The organism is Vibrio penaeicida, from assembly GCF_002933855.1.
In the GTDB taxonomy this organism is placed as follows: Bacteria; Pseudomonadota; Gammaproteobacteria; order Enterobacterales; family Vibrionaceae; genus Vibrio; species Vibrio penaeicida_A.
Window position 1 is genome coordinate 45435 of record NZ_BFAQ01000035.1, and the last position, 15241, is coordinate 60675.

Sequence of the window (15241 nt, forward strand, 5' to 3'; positions counted from 1 at the left end):
GAAATCTACACTTTAAACGCATTCACTAGCCCATTTAAACGCTGTGCCATCACACTAAGCTGCTCGCTAGATTGAGATGTATGATTGGTTCCAATTTCCGTCTGTTCAGCGACTTCAGAGATGCTTGATATACTGTTTCCAATACTGAGTATCTGGTGTCGTTGATCTTCTGCTGAATTCGCGATGTCAGTAGACATTTCGGCCAATGTTTTAATTGAGGCTTGCACACTTGTTAAAGCGTCGCCACAGCTTGTTGCCTTTTCTATTCCTAGTTCTGCTTTGTGCTGACAGTTCTCTAACGAGTTTACTGTGTGCTGAACGCCCGTTTGCAGATCAGAAATTATACGTTGGATGTTTCCAGTCGATTCTTGTGTACGTTGGGCGAGTGTTCTAACCTCATCAGCGACAACGGCAAATCCGCGGCCTTGTTCACCAGCTCGTGCAGCTTCAATCGCGGCATTCAGTGCCAATAGGTTTGTTTGTTCTGCAATTTGCTTAATTACATCAAGAATATCACCTATTTCGTTGGAGGATGTTTCCAAGTTTTCCGCAATCTTTACGGTTGCTTGTACCTCTTCGGCGACTCCTTGAATTACATCTAGGTTTTCGTGAACGCTTTGGGTGCCACTTGCAATAGTGTCGGTCGACTCCCTAGTGGTCAGTAACGCGACTTCTACTTTTTCGGAAACTAAATCAGCAGAGTGGGTAAGTTGTTCAACTCGGTTGGCAACTGCGAGCGTCTGTTCCTTTTGATCTCGAATACCAGATTGTATTTGTTGTGTCACACTAGACAGCTCTTCAGCCTGAGATGCTAATGAATCTGTGTTTCCATGGATATTAACCACAACATCACGAAGATTCGTATTCATCTTATTGAAAGCCGTTGCCATCGTGGCTAGCTCATCTTTGCCTTTGTTTTTCATGACGATTGACAAGTCTTTGTCATCGGCAATGAGAGACATTGTTCGAGTAAGTTTATTTAAAGGCTTTAATATATTTTGAGCAATCAGGCTTGAGAAAATAACAAGAGCGACAACAAAAATAAACGTATGAACTAAGGTAGACACCAATTCATCTTCGAACGCTTGTTCAACATCGGTGAAATACACGCCTGTTCCTAACACCCAATTCCACTGATTGGATTTTGAAACAAAAGACACTTTCTTTTCTAATTCGCTGCTGCCCGGTTTTGGCCAGTCATAAGCAACAAATCCACTGCCTTCTGTACGTGCCGTATCAACAAATTGTCGAAACGCATTTGAGATATAAGCAGTGTTGTGTCTTACCATATTGTTGCCATTCAGTTCAGGCTTAATTGGGTGTGTGACCATTACACCATCTATATCATTAAGCCAAAAATAGCCGCTACTTCCATATCGCTTTGTATTGATCAGATCTATCGCTCTGGTTTGACCTTCTTCCAATGAAAGTTTTCCTTGAGTGACAAGTTTTTCAATCTGATTAACTTGGCTAATACCACTCTGAACCAAAGATTCGGCAGCTTGCTTTCTTTCGTTAATCATCTGATCTTTTAGGTTCAATGCGGAAAATAGCTTTGCGCCAAAAATTATGAGACTAGCTACAATGATAATCAGCTGTATTTTTGCTGATACATTAAGTCGATTTAATAGGCGGTTAAGCATGCGTACTCCATTGATTGCACATCGAAACATTTTAAAAATGGGCGTTGATTTTATTCTGTTATCGAATAAAAGAAATGCGTAATTAACTCATAATGTTATGTACTATCAGGTTGTTTTGTTAAGTGTTTGAAACAACGTACGTTTATTTTGAATGCTCTATGTAACAGCGTGTAACAAGAGGCTTGCCTTGAGCTTCTGGCTAAATGAAATTCGCTAGCACAGAAAGATTGATAATAAATAGTATAATGAAACTAAATCTTACCTTTTAGATGCTTAGCACATAAGGAAGCAATCTAATGAAAATACTTAGAACACAGTTCTTGATGATAAAGTGAGCTATATATAAAAAATGTTGCACATGGTGTGGTCTAACTCTGTAGAGCGCTAGGTGAGGCGAATAAGACGGGCGAACTAAATAGAATTAGGGAACGAATATCTAATGGTATTTCTAAATAAATGAAAATTATTTTTGTTCTTTATTTGTAAATCCCGAACATGCTGGTGAATATATATTCTGATCGGGTGACAGTTTTAAAGGCTATGTTGAATAAAAAGTCACTATAAATAGTTTACTAAAAAAGAGTATGTTAAAGAAGTGTTTCATTAGAAAATCTAATCTGAATATGTAATAAAAGTCATTTTTTGAATTTTTAGAATACGAATATTATCTGAGCTATCGAGAAAACAGAATAATTTGTGAGGCAATCATGGCACAGGTAATGCACATTGAAACAGTAGCTGCTCCAGGGTCTATGGAATCAAAGACCTATGCGTTAAATATCAAAGGATTGATTGCTCATTTGTTGGATATCTTGTTTGTAGAAAGTAAAGTAGAACCAAAGCACAATGTTGGTCAACTTTCATCTTACCTACAACGCGATATCGGACTTTATCGCTAACACTTTTCGCAAGTATAAATGCCAGCTTAATTAGCTGGCATTTTTTATTAAGGCAAACACAAAAAATTCAATATCACTTCTTACGGCAGTATTCAGCAATGATAAACATAGCCTGACCATTTGCCTTGCCCTGAATATGTTTAGGGTCATCAGTTAGTCCAATACCACGTACTACAGTACCTTGCTTAATAACCTGACTTGAGCCTTTAATGGGCAAGTCTTTTATGACTGTTACGTCGTCACCTTTTTTGAGTTCTACACCATTAACGTCGCGTGGTTTTTCAGCATCGTCTTCCATTCCAATCTCTGCCCACTTTGCCACGTCGTCTTCTAGGTAAATCATATCTAGAGCGTCTTGAGCCCAGCTTTCTGCTGACAAACGCTTTAACTGGCGCCATGCCATCACTTGAACAGGAGCGACTGGGCTCCACATGCTGTCGTTTAAGCAGCGCCAGTGGTTGATATCTCGAGGTTCATCAATTTCGTTTAAGCACGTTCCGCAAAGCATAATGGCGTGGTCGACAGTGACCATAGAGTGTGGGGCAACAATATAAGGCTGCAGAGGCGCTTGAGATGCACACAATTCGCATTGTGAACCACAACGCTCTATCAGAGTAGATTCAGTAGACATTAAGGTCTTACCTTTGTAGGAATAAGTGGGGTGTATTATGCATTTTATCCTTACGATTAAAAGGGCATTGATGCTATTAATGTCCCGATATTTCTATTTCTTACTTCAATCTTTTTTTTCATATTTAATAGGTATAAAAAAAGAGCCCGAAGGCTCTTTTATGTTTTTTGTTAATTAGCGGATCACTGTAACACAGATGGCGAATTACTAACGCTATCAAGCTTGTTATCAGATAAGAAGTCAGTCACTTGCCTGATCATCTCATTGTGATGATTTTGATCTGCAAATGCTTGATCTTGAGGGAATATTGCCGTTGAGTGGTCAGCAGAACTGAATTGAATATACACTTTCGTATTGTCACTTGGTGTGGTGTTCGAACTATTAACCGGGCTTATAGACATTTGATCTGCGATTGGCTTAGTTCCTGCTAACGGTGCTGTTGCTACTGTGTTAGGCACCGTTAAATCACCTTCAACTTGAGATAGGTAGAAAGGCTTATCGTCGATTAAATCTGTCATGTTGATTGGGTCAATACCATCGATAACGGTTTGAACTGCATAAGTAAACTGCAAGAAAGTAGCCTCTAACGCAGTCTCAAGTGCATTGTAAGTGCTATCGGCTGCCATTTGTGCATAACATGCCCCTTGCTCTTTCGAGGTAGAAGTAGAAGTCAAGTTACATTGGCTCGCTACGTATGCCTTGTATTCGTCGTTACTATTTAGTCCCAAATTATGTTTTATCAGCGGTCCGAAGCTGGCACTTCCCATCAATAAATTACCTATTTGACCCCCGGAGTTCGCAATTGCTGATGAAGTAATGGCAAACAAAGAGTTCAATGCAGTGTCTGTAGATGTATCACCTGTTTGGTGATTTGAATATGCGGCTGTTGAAGAGCCAACTATCCCACCAAGGGAATGCCCATAAATTCTTGGAGCTGACGTGGTAACTAGTGGATTGGCTGCTCCCGCAAGTGGGGTGCCTGTAAATGAATTACTTCTTACAGAGTAAGCCAAACTTATCGAAGCCCTTAAACCGAGTAAATCAAACGTACTTTGTTGTAGGTTATCTCGAGCAACAGGTATATTGCTTAAATTGATGTAGGCTAATGCTGAAGCATTGGCAGACCTCGCAGCATCAAGGCTTCTTTCTCCATGAAGAGGGAGGTCAATAGCAATTACGCCTATACCGCCTCTGGCAAGTTTATCTGCAAAATAATAAGCATTTTCTTTGGCTGAGGTAATACCATGTTGATATATAACAATCGGCATATTTGCAGGAATCGTTGTTGGCGTAAACAGTAAGAAGTTTACCGTTTCCATAGAGCGAATTTTTGCAAAAGGAGTGAAGCGAGTTGGTACTCTTTCAGTATCTAATCGTGAACCATCTGCAAGTGTAATGTTAACACCCACCAGCGATTGCATAAACGCAAACTGCTCAGCGGATGTTGCTGTTGCTAGTGTTGAAAGTGGTGATGGATCTACACCAGCACTTACCAAACTTGCACTTATGGCAGTTGCATCAGCTGAACTTGAAAGCGCGTTAATTAATTTTGCAAGGCTTGGTCCGGCAGCTTCAAAAGGTGCTGTGTTCCAATCTGCGCCTTTGCTCAAGAAGTGGGGCAGCTTGACGGTGCCTTTCGTTACATTAACCGTGTTATTGTTCGTACCGGAGTACAAACCCGCCACATTGTTTTGAGAACTTGTTGTGCCTACATACTGAGTGAAGTTCGTATCAGCTAATAGCGCCTCATCGAAATCAACAGAAGTGCCAAACGTCAATACAAATGGATTTGTTGAGTCAACACTAGACTCGATTGCATTTCCCTTCCAAACCTTCGTCAGATCATTGCTTTGCCCGATGGCAGAACCATAACCAGATTTAGTTGCAAATAGTGATGAGCCAAGAGATAGGGTTGAAAACCAAGAAGAATATATGATGGTTTTCGTGTCAATTGAAGCACCTGCCATATACTGTTCAACACCTTTTACGACTTTTTGTGCTGATGCCAAACTGCCTTCAGTGTAGGTTGTGTTTGAGGTTTTCAGACCTGCATAGCTTTGCGATGTTCCAATCGGATCGCCATTTTTGTCTAATATTCCATCAGTCAGAGCGAAAATATAGTCTGAACTAGGGTCTAAAGGTTGAGTGAAAGTAATTACGATCGAATCTGATGTAGTCGTCGCAACAAATGAACTAATAGCACCAGTTATAGAAGGCGGTGTTGAATCTGTCAGTTTTCCCGAAAGCTTCAATATGGTGATACCTGAAGTTATTGAAGTTCCAGCCGTAAAACCTGTACCTTTAAACCGAAGAGCTATTGGCATACTTAACGACCAACCATCAGCGGTATTCATCGCCGCTAACGGGTTGGAGAGGGCATCATTTCCACTAGTAGGTAACTTTAGGGTTCCGTCGTTTGTATCCATTAGAAGGGCACTTGGTGGTGGAACCCAAGCATTGCTGCCCAGCAAGGTAAAGTCGATAGATGTGTTTCTAGACGATAACTCAGTTAAGTATTGCTCTAAGTTTCCAGTTTCATCACCAGTAACTTTTACATCATCACCACATCCAGCTAGTATCGAAGCGGAAATAATGACCGCTAGTAAATTTTTCTTAGTCATTGTTTATACCCTGTCTGAATTAGTTGAATGTGTAATTAACTTGAAGTGCAGTGATGTAAGCGGAACCTGAGCTTTCAAAAGTCAGCTCTTGATCGCCAGCGTTCGTTTCTTTGAATGTGCCACTCTTGCTTTTAACAAGCGCAAAACCTGCATCAAATGTGAGATTTTCGCTGTAGGCGTAGGTAGCGCCAGCAGAATACCAAATACGATCAGAGTCAGGGATACTAAGTGTCGTCTTTCCTGCTTGTTCATCAAATGCTAAACCAGCACGTAAAGTCCAGTCGGAATTCATTGTATAAGTTGCACCAGTAGAATAACGGTTGTTATCTGAGTAATCCTCTTCCTTTAAGAAGCAGATTCCGTCATTTAAATCACAATCAGGGCTTGTCGCTCTAAGTTCTTTAAATTTATTCCACATGGTACGTTGCCAGCTATAATGTACAGCCCATTGGCTGTCTAACTGATGAAAACCCGATACCTCAACGATGTCAGGCAACTCGATCTTGAGTTGACCCTTAACTGGATTTTTGCTCGAATCAGAAACCCTTGTACCTCCGTGATCAGTGAATTTTCCATCGTCAAAATCCAATTTCACAGAGGACCTATAACCGAAGCCAAATCTATGATTTTCATTTACTTCGTATAGGGCACCAATATTCCAACCAAACGCAAAGGTTGTACCTTCCATTGAAATTAATTTGTCTGACGCGCTACCGCCAATAAATGGGTATAGCGAACCTTTGTGACGATCCAATTCTGCTATTGCATAAACTAGGTTTACACCTGCACCTACGCTGAAATTGTCGTTAACGCGATAGGCAATATTTGGGTTGAGGTTTACGGATGCAAGAGAAGTGTTACCAGACATATCGCCCGCTGCAATTGTGTCTGGATAATCTGTACCCACACCATAAGTTGTAAAAAGACCTACACCCCAAGCCCACTTATCATCGATTGGGCTGATGTAATAAGAAGCAGGGACAAACTGCATCGGTGCAACATCTTTGGAATATTGATTATTAGTTACGTCATTCACATCGACTTCGGGGTCGATGATAGAAATTGCACCAGAGAACTGAGCTTTGTCGAAAAGTGTCATTGCTGCTGGGTTACGTGCAAGTACACTGGCGTTGTCTGCGACTGCAGCCTCACCAGAAAATGCGCGGCCCAAACCAGAAGCGGAGTGCTCAGCAACCTGGAATCCGGCTGCATTTACATTACACGCAAACAATATGGATATTGTAAGCAGAGAGCAGTGCTTAATTTTCATCCTTGGTCCCCTTGGGTAAGACTTGTATTTATATGAGTGGGATTAGCCTTTTGGCTATGGTTAATCTTAGAGATATGTTTCCGATTTGTTAAACAGTTGTTTAAATCATTAGTATGAAATGAGAGCTGGGTGGGATTTTATGCGACAGAAGAAAGGATTACTACTAGGTATTTTTATAATTACAAACACATGTGTGACTCAATTAACATAATTGAGTCAATGGGTTATTTAACGAGCAATAAAAGAGTGTTATTACTCGCTGTTTCAATAAGTTAAGTGCAGTTTGGTTTGTTGCTAATCGTACCAGTTAATGTTTTTATTCGATTTGAAAGGTTAGAGATCCTTGTTGAATTCGACGGGTGGGTAGAAAGCAATTCTGGTGGGGTATTTCCGCCAGAAGCAACCGCCATATTCTTCCAGAGTTCTACACTTTGGTAAGGATCAAACCCGGCTTTTGCCATTAGGTCGAGCCCAAGTATGTCTGCCTCAGACTCTTGGCTCCTGCCATAAGGCATTAAAACCCCGTACTGCACGCCAACACCTAGCACCCCCATTGCTAAACTTTGGTACTCTGAATTTTGTAGGCTGATGTTTGTTAATTTCAAACCTGCGTTAGCGAGCTGAGAACTAGACAATCGTTCGTTACCGTGATCAGCTAGAACGTGTGCTATTTCGTGGCCAATAACGGTTGCAAGTTGGTCTTGGTTTTTTGCGACTTTGAGCAACCCTGTATAGACGCCAATCTTCCCGCCTGGTAGCGCGAATGCATTAACTTGATCGCTTTCAAATACAACTACCTCCCATTCCTTAAAATTGGGTTGAGGTGGTATATATTGAGTTATGGAGTCGGTAACGCAACGTACATAAGCGTTAATTTTGCTATTATCACTTATCTTTTCTTTTTGTTTCATCTGCTCGAATGAGCTAGAGCCTAAATTAGCCATATCATTCGGAGAAAAGAGAAGCAGCTGATCGCGACCAGTAGGAGATGTGGTACAAGATGCCATCATAGTTGCAGTAGTTAAAGCGACAGCTATTCGTTTTAACATCATAAACGGGCTCCATGTTTATGTTTCAATTATTTAAATTATATCACTTCAAGCAGGACAATTTGAATGGCACAACAAGAAAGTATATGGAAGAAAGACATCAGTCTCGGCATTTTGAATGCATCATCTGAAAACACGCTAATGGAACATTTAAATATTGTATATACCAATATTACTGAGAATACCATCAGTGCGACCATGCCAGTAAGCGCTATTACACATCAACCTCTTGGCATGCTTCATGGTGGCGCGTCAGTAGTGTTGGCCGAGTCACTCGGTTCTATTGCTGCGAATTTTGCTGTCGACGATGAACGCTATTGTGTCGGTTTAGATATTAACGCTAATCATATACGTGCAATGCGAAAAGGAACGGTAACGGGTACAGCAAGCCCTTTGCACTTAGGTATTTCTACGCAGGTTTGGCAAATTAATTTAGTTGATGAGCAAGACCGTTTGATTTGTACCAGCCGCTTAACAATTGCCGTAAAAACTCGAAAAGGCTCGGTTTAATGGTTATCTCCTTTAAAAGCGGAAAAGTGATAGCAACGCTTCACGAAATTGTCATCAAGATTGATGGCGATCATCGCACAACGCTGCACTCTCAAGTCGATGCTATTACGCTCATAGGCAAGGGGGCCAATGTCATAACTTCTAATAGTTCGGAAACAAAGTGGTCGGTAAAACTTGATAATGAGGAGCAACTTACTGAACTGGCATCGCATATTGGGATCCATATTCAGTAATTAATAATTATCGAATTTGCGGACTGTAGAGCTTTGGTTAGCGCGATGATAAAATAAGGAAATTCGTTCTTCCTTCTTCTTGGAGAGTTTTCCCCATTATGAGTAGTCCGCGCCTTCGAAGCCAATTTGAAACGTTATTCGAGCATTACAATGGAACCGACAGTAACGTTCAATTAGAAGACATAACCGAAATATTATTTTGTACTCGCCGAAATGCACGAATTGTGCTTAACAAGCTTGCTGAAGAAGGTTGGATCGAGTGGCACCCTGCGGCGGGTAGAGGGAAGCTATCGCAGCTTATTTTTCGAAGAAACAAACAAGACGTGAGTGAAAACTTAGCCAAGCGCTATTTAGAAGAGGGGAAAATAGGTCAAGCACTTAATGTTTTGGAGCACGATGCCACCCGCTTAACTCAAGTAATACAAGATTATTTAGGGCTACAGCATCAGGAAGGTCAGCAAGTAGTGCGATTACCCTATTATCGCGCACTGAAAATGCTTAACCCTCATAAACCAACACGCCGTTCAGAGCAGCATATCATTAGACAAGTATTTTCAGGGCTAACTAAGCTTGATGAGAATGAACTTGTTCAAGGTGACCTAGCGCACGATTGGGAAATGATCACTGCGAAACATTGGCGTTTTTACATTCGTCCCGGTGTTCGTTGTCACAATGGTAATTTGCTAACGTCACAAGATGTTGTGCAAAGCTTAACGCATTCAGCGTGTTGCTCAATGTTTGATCATATTGATAAGGTTGAAGGCGTGTCAGCCTATGTTGTCGATATCCATCTTTCCATGCCAGATTGGCATTTGCCGTTACTGCTTACCGAAACCAAAGCCAAAATACTGCCTTCGAATCAACTACCCGATGACCAAATGGATCGTATGCCAATTGGCACTGGCCCTTATCGCGTATTACTCAATGATGATAAGCGGTTAGTATTGGAAGCATTTGATGGGTATTTTGGCTTTAGACCGCTCATTGATAAGGTGGAAGTTTGGGTGATTGACGAAACCTATTCAACACTTGTTTACCCAAGCCTTCAGCATCCAACTAAACCTGCTCATCGAGAACATGAAGACGTCGAGCTTGACCCCGGCTGTACCTATTTACTATTGAACCTAAAGCAAGGGCTAGCGAAAGAAAAGCGGTGGGCAGACTATTTTTGTTCGCGTTTGAACTGTTTCAACGTATTCGAACTCATGCCTAAAGATAAGATTGTGGAACAAGGTCTTTTACATGCACATGGATTGAAGCCTGGTTGGTTTCACTGCCACCCAGTGCCTTCAGAGCCCGTTCCCTCAAGGGATGCGATCGTTAAAGTGGCATACCACTGTTTCCATCCTGGTTTTAAAATGTACGCTAAAGCTATTGAAGAACTGCTTAAAAAAGACGGTTTGACCGTTGAGTACATTCGATACGATGTAGAACCAGAGCGCATGGAAGACATTGATATTTGGATAAAGCCAATGGGGATTAGTACAAATCGAGACGATGGGCTGTTAGGGTGGTTTTTAAGTTACGGAGATATTCATAATATGTGCAAGCCAGAACAGTTCCAAAAATGGCGATCGTTAATTAACACTTGGCGCGCAGAACCCGATACCGCATTTCCTGCAAAACAGTTGGGAAAAGAGCTCGTAGAAAGCCAAGTCATAATTCCAATGTTTCACGGCTGGATGGGGTTAAGCAAAGATCAATGTGGCTCTCTTCAAAATGCAAAAACCAATGCACTAGGGTGGTTTGATTTTAGTAACGTATGGGTGAAGCCAGATACCGTTCTACCAGATATAACAAAGTAAGACCTGCTCGAAACCTTCTTTAACAAGCTAAACCCAGAGCATTAAATATTAACTCTCGCTGAATCAAGCATCTTGAGATAGCTTAGGTATATTCCATATGATTATAAAACCAGCAAAAATAGGCTGGTTTTATAATTGCAACAAGGCGATGATGAGTTTATTAACGATGAATGGATAAGCTTGATGCCTTCTATACAAACTCAACTTTATATACTTTTTGCCATGACAGCGTTCGCTGGTAATTCCGTGCTCTGTAGGCTTGCATTAGCGGATGGTAAAATAGACCCTGGCACTTTTACTTCTATTCGGCTGATATCTGGAGCAATCACGCTTTTTGTATTGGTTATGTTAAGCAATAAAGCGAGACGTCCTTCATTGTTTTCAAATGAATTCAGTATAAAGGGCAGCCTTCTCCTTTTTGGCTATGCTATTACCTTTTCATACGCCTATATCGACCTTTCAACTGGGAGCGGCGCGCTGATACTATTTGGGTTAGTACAACTTACCATTATCTTTACATCACTTGTCCAAGGCGTAAAAATGCGCTTTCTATCACTTGTAGGGATGATCGTTTCTTTTGCGGGTTTAATCATATTACTTCTTCCTAGTGCTACTCAGCCAGATTTCACTAGCGCCTCACTTATGGCGATCTCTGGTGTATGTTGGGGGTGGTATACTCTGCACGGTAAAAGTAGCCAAACACCACTCGTCTCGACCCAACTCAATTTTATTGGAGCATCGATCCCGATATTTCTTGCTTTGCCTTGGATTATAGATTGGAGTGGTACAACGCAAGAAGGTGTTGTTTATGCAGTAATGTCTGGAAGTGTTGCCTCTGGTGTTGGATACGCAATTTGGTATTTGGCGGTCAAGGAGCTTTCTGGTCTTCAGGCTGGTGTGGTACAGCTTTCTGTACCAGTAATAGCCGCATTTGGAGGGCTTATATTCGTAGGGGAATCTATTACAATCTGGTTTGCTGTATCATCTGTTTTAGTACTTGGCGGAATTGGGCTAACACTATTCTCAAGAGAGTAGCGTAGCTCTTAACAATAAGTGCCACTGCGGCAATACTGTTTCACACCTATTTTCAACCAAAATTATGCGGATGCATCGTGGCGAAACCCAATAAAAAGCAACCTACAAAAACGGTTGATGTTTTTTGTTCAAAATGCCGAACAAAACTCTACAAATACCGAAAAGGTGGGAAAGGATCCCTCGTGAAATGTTTTCTCGAAAGGATTGTTGAAGACCACACGAACAAATCATGTACATGTCCGAGCTGTGGAGTAGAGTTCGCACGCCAAACCATCATTCGTGGTGTCCCTGCGAATAAAATGATTGGCGGTAAAGTATTTGCAAAATAAGATCTTTGAAAACCAAAGTTAGGGTATTTGCCCCTAAAAAATAAAAACAAATTCACGTAAAAATCTTTGGAAGGAATACGCCTAAATGTCTGACTCTGAATTTTGTGTTGTTCTTAGCACTGTCAATAACGACGTTGTTAAGAGAAAGGTTATTAACGGTCTGCTTTCAGAAAGACTATCTGCATGTATCCAAGTTATGCCTATCGAAAGCTACTATGTATGGGACGAGAAGGTATGTCAGGATGACGAGCAACTGCTGATAATTAAAACTCAATCTAAACTTTACAAAAGAGTCGAGAATACAATTAAAAAGCTGCACAACTATGATGTTCCGCAAATTGTACAGCTTCCAATTCAATCTGGTTTGCCTGACTACCTAGAGTGGGTGAAAAATAATACCGTTGGTTAAGATTTGTTGAACTCAACTGAGTTATCCAAATTCTTGTAGTTGAATAAAAATACCCCCAAGGCGGTTATTGCTCCCAAGGTGTCGCACAGCATGTCACGTTGTGCATCCCATATGTCTCCTTGTGAACCTAGAAATGCGATCCCTTCATTCCCGCCTGCTAGATCCGCATACCACCACTCAATGATTTCGTAAGCAGCAGCCACGCTCATTAAGGCAAACAAGCCAAATAAAGATGAAACGACAAGAGAGGCGTGACCTTTTCTAAATAAGTATTCAGCAATTGGGTAAGCCCAAAATCCAATAGAGTAGTGTGCCACGCGGTCATAATGGTTGCGTTCAGAGCCGATTAGGTTGTTAAACCAATCGAAAGGAACCTCTGCAAAAGTATATTTCGCCCCAATGGTGTGCATGAATAGCCATACAAACATAAATAGATAAGCTGTGTTACTAAACTGGAATTGTTGATAGGTCAAAACAATAAGAAGAAATGCGAGTATTACCGGAATAATCTCTGCTGTCCAAACGGCCCAAGAAGCGGGATTGATCATAGAAAAGATAAGAATGGCGATATAATTGATGGACAAGAGAGCCAATAATCGGTTTTTTAAAATTAAGCGTATGGAATTCATTTTGTCACCTTAGAAACTGAATCAACGACACAATTATACATACAATCGAACACTGTGCAATTGTAGTATTTTAAAGGAAAACGGATAGAGGGTGGTAAGAGATTGTTTGATGTTTATACAAAGATGTTTCAAGGAAGGAGACTGATGTTACATCCACATTTGAGATTTTGATCCGAAAAAATAACTATAAACTGAACAAAACACTTAACTTATAACTACTTACGTAACTAAATTGTTTGCCTTTACCCCAAATTACATGAATCATCGCTTAAAAAATTATTACAAATGATAATTGCATCGCTTTTTATAAAGAAAGTACATTGAATGTCTATTTTGTGTATAAAATTCTGTGATAATCACAGGTTTGGGGTGAAGAAATCTAAAATTCACCTATAAATTCCGCACTTATCACTTAAGGAATAGAGCTTAATTAGAATTTCATAGATGGAATTCACTAACGGCTCAATATAAAGATATGGAGATTAATATGACGTTAAAGAAATCCGTATTGGCGCTTGCAGGTGCAACAGCATTGCTAGGCGGTCAAGCTTTCGCATCTAACGACAAACTGACTTTGGGCATTTCACAATTCCCTTCTACTCTTCACCCTGTTATCGATAGCATGGTTGCAAAAACTTACACTCATGGCTTTACACACCGTGGCACTATAGGATTTGATCAGCAATGGAAGCTGACATGTTTTCTTTGTGAAGAGGTTCCTACTTTTGAAAATGGTCTAGCAGTTGTTGTTGATCGCCCTCATGCGAAAGAGGGTGAAAGCAAGCAAGGCGTTAAGATGACCGTTAAATTCAAAAAAGATCTATTCTGGGGTGACGGTACGCCGATCACAACGAAAGATGTTGAGTTTTGGTACGAGGTTGCTACTTCACCAGATGTTCAAGGAAATGCTGGTCTTTCAACATATCAGCATATGGAAAAGCTTGAGATTGTCGACGACCACACGGTAAATGTTTATGTAGACCGCGTTTCTTACAAATATAACGCCTACTACATTCCTGATGCGTTACCACGTCACTTGGAAGAGTCTATCTTCCAGTCAAACCCGAAAGAATATCACCTAAATACAAAATACATTACCGAGCCGACTCACTCGGGTTTGTACAATGGCCCTTATACAATTAAAAACATCAAACAAGGGCAGTTTGTGCAGCTAGGTCTGAATGAGCACTGGAAAGGTAAACAACCACACTTCGGTAAAGTAACCATCAAAACCGTTTCAGATACGCAAGCACTCCAAGCAAACTTGCTGTCTGGCGATGTCGACTTTATTCCAGGTGAAATGGGTCTGACTCTTGACCAAGCGCTTCAATTTGAGAAGAAATTTGGTAACAAGTACAACGTAGATATTCGCCCAGCCGCGCTCTATGAGCACTTAGATGTTCAGCTTCAAAATGAACACCTGCAAGACGTACGAGTACGCCAGGCGCTGCTCTTTGGTCTAGATCGTGAATTGCTAACTAAAAAGTTATTCAATGGCAAAAACCAAGTAGCCAATTCAAGTGTAAGTCCGCTAGATTCTTCGTTTGACCCTAAAACTCTCTCATATAACTTCGATCCAGAGAAAGCTAAGGCACTCCTCAAAGAGGCCGGCTATAAATTGGTGAATGGCGTTCAAATGAAGAACGGCAAGCCTTTAGAAATCGAATTTATGACAACTTCCGGTAATAAGACACGTGAACTTGTACAGCAGTTTGCTCAGGGTCAATGGAAAAAGGTTGGTATTAAAGCTGTCATCAACAACCAAACAGCACGTGTTTACTTTGGTACAACGCTAAATGAACGTAAACACAAAGGTTTGGCGATGTTTGCATGGGGTTCTTCACCTGAGCAGCTACCAAGAACAACGCTTCATTCTGAATACATTCCAACGAAAGAGAATGGTTGGTCGGGTCAAAATTATGCGGGTTACCAAAGTGAAGAAATGGATAACCTAATTAATCTTATCGATGCTGAATTAAACTTTGAAAAACGTATGGAGTTATGGAAAAAATTCCAAAACCTATACGCGACAGACCTACCAGCATTGCCTCTTTACTACCGTTCAGACAGCTTCATTATGCCTAAATGGCTAAAAGGTGTGGCACCAACTGGTCATCAAACGTATTCAAGCTTCTGGGCTGAAAACTGGACTCGTGCAGAATAAGCGATTGGAATGTC

14 protein-coding genes are annotated in these 15241 nt (G+C 40.9%); 8 read left to right on the forward strand and 6 right to left on the reverse strand.

The features are described 5' to 3' along the window. Positions 1-5: 5 nt before the first annotated feature. Complete coding sequence (locus tag VPNCDNU1_RS20755; protein WP_167404849.1) at positions 6-1643, reverse strand: methyl-accepting chemotaxis protein; 1638 nt, start codon at positions 1641-1643, stop codon at positions 6-8. Positions 1644-2350: 707 nt separating this feature from the next. Here VPNCDNU1_RS20755 and VPNCDNU1_RS20760 point away from each other — a divergent pair. Beyond that, positions 2351-2542, forward strand: coding sequence for a hypothetical protein (locus VPNCDNU1_RS20760; protein ID WP_101114459.1), 192 nt, complete (start codon positions 2351-2353; stop codon positions 2540-2542). Positions 2543-2615: 73 nt separating this feature from the next. Here VPNCDNU1_RS20760 and VPNCDNU1_RS20765 read toward each other — a convergent pair whose 3' ends face one another. From VPNCDNU1_RS20765 to VPNCDNU1_RS20780, 4 genes are all read right to left on the reverse strand, one after another. Then, the gene (locus VPNCDNU1_RS20765; protein WP_104402104.1) at positions 2616-3173 is read right to left on the reverse strand and encodes a PhnA domain-containing protein; all 558 of its coding nucleotides are present in this window, start codon (positions 3171-3173) and stop codon (positions 2616-2618) included. A 182-nt stretch (positions 3174-3355) separates the two neighbouring features. Next, entirely contained in the window at positions 3356-5794 is a 2439-nt protein-coding gene (locus VPNCDNU1_RS20770; protein ID WP_104402105.1) for a VolA/Pla-1 family phospholipase, read from the reverse strand. Between the two features lie 19 nt (positions 5795-5813). Further along, positions 5814-7064, reverse strand: a complete 1251-nt coding sequence (locus VPNCDNU1_RS20775) for an outer membrane protein transport protein (RefSeq protein ID WP_104402106.1) — start codon at positions 7062-7064, stop codon at positions 5814-5816. A 272-nt stretch (positions 7065-7336) separates the two neighbouring features. Next, on the reverse strand, positions 7337-8116 hold the full coding sequence (locus VPNCDNU1_RS20780; RefSeq protein WP_104402107.1) for a M48 family metallopeptidase: 780 nt from the start codon (positions 8114-8116) through the stop codon (positions 7337-7339). Between the two features lie 63 nt (positions 8117-8179). On the opposite strand from VPNCDNU1_RS20780, the gene VPNCDNU1_RS20785 reads away from it, so the two are divergent. From VPNCDNU1_RS20785 to cutA, 6 genes are all read left to right on the forward strand, one after another. After that, complete coding sequence (locus VPNCDNU1_RS20785) at positions 8180-8623, forward strand: hotdog fold thioesterase (RefSeq protein WP_104402108.1); 444 nt, start codon at positions 8180-8182, stop codon at positions 8621-8623. Continuing rightward, positions 8623-8856, forward strand: coding sequence for a DUF3389 domain-containing protein (locus tag VPNCDNU1_RS20790; protein ID WP_104402109.1), 234 nt, complete (start codon positions 8623-8625; stop codon positions 8854-8856). Before VPNCDNU1_RS20785 ends, VPNCDNU1_RS20790 begins: the two co-directional genes overlap by 1 nt. A 98-nt stretch (positions 8857-8954) precedes the next feature. Continuing rightward, positions 8955-10661 carry an SgrR family transcriptional regulator gene (locus VPNCDNU1_RS20795; RefSeq protein WP_104402110.1) on the forward strand — a complete coding sequence of 569 codons (1707 nt, stop codon included), beginning with the start codon at positions 8955-8957 and terminating at the stop codon, positions 10659-10661. A gap of 183 nt (positions 10662-10844) precedes the next feature. Then, complete coding sequence (locus VPNCDNU1_RS20800) at positions 10845-11696, forward strand: DMT family transporter (protein WP_104402111.1); 852 nt, start codon at positions 10845-10847, stop codon at positions 11694-11696. Positions 11697-11773: 77 nt separating this feature from the next. After that, the gene (locus VPNCDNU1_RS20805) at positions 11774-12025 is read left to right on the forward strand and encodes a hypothetical protein (protein ID WP_104402112.1); all 252 of its coding nucleotides are present in this window, start codon (positions 11774-11776) and stop codon (positions 12023-12025) included. A gap of 85 nt (positions 12026-12110) precedes the next feature. Further along, the gene (cutA, locus tag VPNCDNU1_RS20810) at positions 12111-12434 is read left to right on the forward strand and encodes a divalent-cation tolerance protein CutA (RefSeq protein WP_104402113.1); all 324 of its coding nucleotides are present in this window, start codon (positions 12111-12113) and stop codon (positions 12432-12434) included. On the opposite strand, the gene VPNCDNU1_RS20815 is transcribed toward cutA, so the two are convergent. Beyond that, on the reverse strand, positions 12431-13063 hold the full coding sequence (locus VPNCDNU1_RS20815) for a DUF2238 domain-containing protein (RefSeq protein ID WP_104402114.1): 633 nt from the start codon (positions 13061-13063) through the stop codon (positions 12431-12433). The genes cutA and VPNCDNU1_RS20815 overlap by 4 nt on opposite strands. Before the next feature lie 487 nt (positions 13064-13550). Here VPNCDNU1_RS20815 and VPNCDNU1_RS20820 point away from each other — a divergent pair, with 487 nt between their 5' ends. Further along, positions 13551-15227 carry a peptide ABC transporter substrate-binding protein gene (locus tag VPNCDNU1_RS20820; RefSeq protein ID WP_104402115.1) on the forward strand — a complete coding sequence of 559 codons (1677 nt, stop codon included), beginning with the start codon at positions 13551-13553 and terminating at the stop codon, positions 15225-15227. The last annotated feature ends 14 nt before the right edge of the window (positions 15228-15241 follow it).

Excerpts from the sequence above, each read along its gene's own strand:
- VPNCDNU1_RS20765 (WP_104402104.1), bottom strand. The coding sequence starts at position 3,173 with ATGTCTACTGAATCTACTCTGATAGAGCGTTGTGGTTCACAATGCGAA.
- VPNCDNU1_RS20785 (WP_104402108.1), top strand. The coding sequence starts at position 8,180 with ATGGCACAACAAGAAAGTATATGGAAGAAAGACATCAGTCTCGGCATT.
- VPNCDNU1_RS20790 (WP_104402109.1), top strand. The coding sequence starts at position 8,623 with ATGGTTATCTCCTTTAAAAGCGGAAAAGTGATAGCAACGCTTCACGAA.
- VPNCDNU1_RS20760 (WP_101114459.1), top strand. The coding sequence starts at position 2,351 with ATGGCACAGGTAATGCACATTGAAACAGTAGCTGCTCCAGGGTCTATG.
- VPNCDNU1_RS20755 (WP_167404849.1), bottom strand. The coding sequence starts at position 1,643 with ATGCTTAACCGCCTATTAAATCGACTTAATGTATCAGCAAAAATACAG.
- VPNCDNU1_RS20820 (WP_104402115.1), top strand. The coding sequence starts at position 13,551 with ATGACGTTAAAGAAATCCGTATTGGCGCTTGCAGGTGCAACAGCATTG.
- VPNCDNU1_RS20775 (WP_104402106.1), bottom strand. The coding sequence starts at position 7,064 with ATGAAAATTAAGCACTGCTCTCTGCTTACAATATCCATATTGTTTGCG.
- VPNCDNU1_RS20815 (WP_104402114.1), bottom strand. The coding sequence starts at position 13,063 with ATGAATTCCATACGCTTAATTTTAAAAAACCGATTATTGGCTCTCTTG.
- VPNCDNU1_RS20780 (WP_104402107.1), bottom strand. The coding sequence starts at position 8,116 with ATGATGTTAAAACGAATAGCTGTCGCTTTAACTACTGCAACTATGATG.
- cutA (WP_104402113.1), top strand. The coding sequence starts at position 12,111 with ATGTCTGACTCTGAATTTTGTGTTGTTCTTAGCACTGTCAATAACGAC.
- VPNCDNU1_RS20770 (WP_104402105.1), bottom strand. The coding sequence starts at position 5,794 with ATGACTAAGAAAAATTTACTAGCGGTCATTATTTCCGCTTCGATACTA.
- VPNCDNU1_RS20795 (WP_104402110.1), top strand. The coding sequence starts at position 8,955 with ATGAGTAGTCCGCGCCTTCGAAGCCAATTTGAAACGTTATTCGAGCAT.
- VPNCDNU1_RS20800 (WP_104402111.1), top strand. The coding sequence starts at position 10,845 with ATGCCTTCTATACAAACTCAACTTTATATACTTTTTGCCATGACAGCG.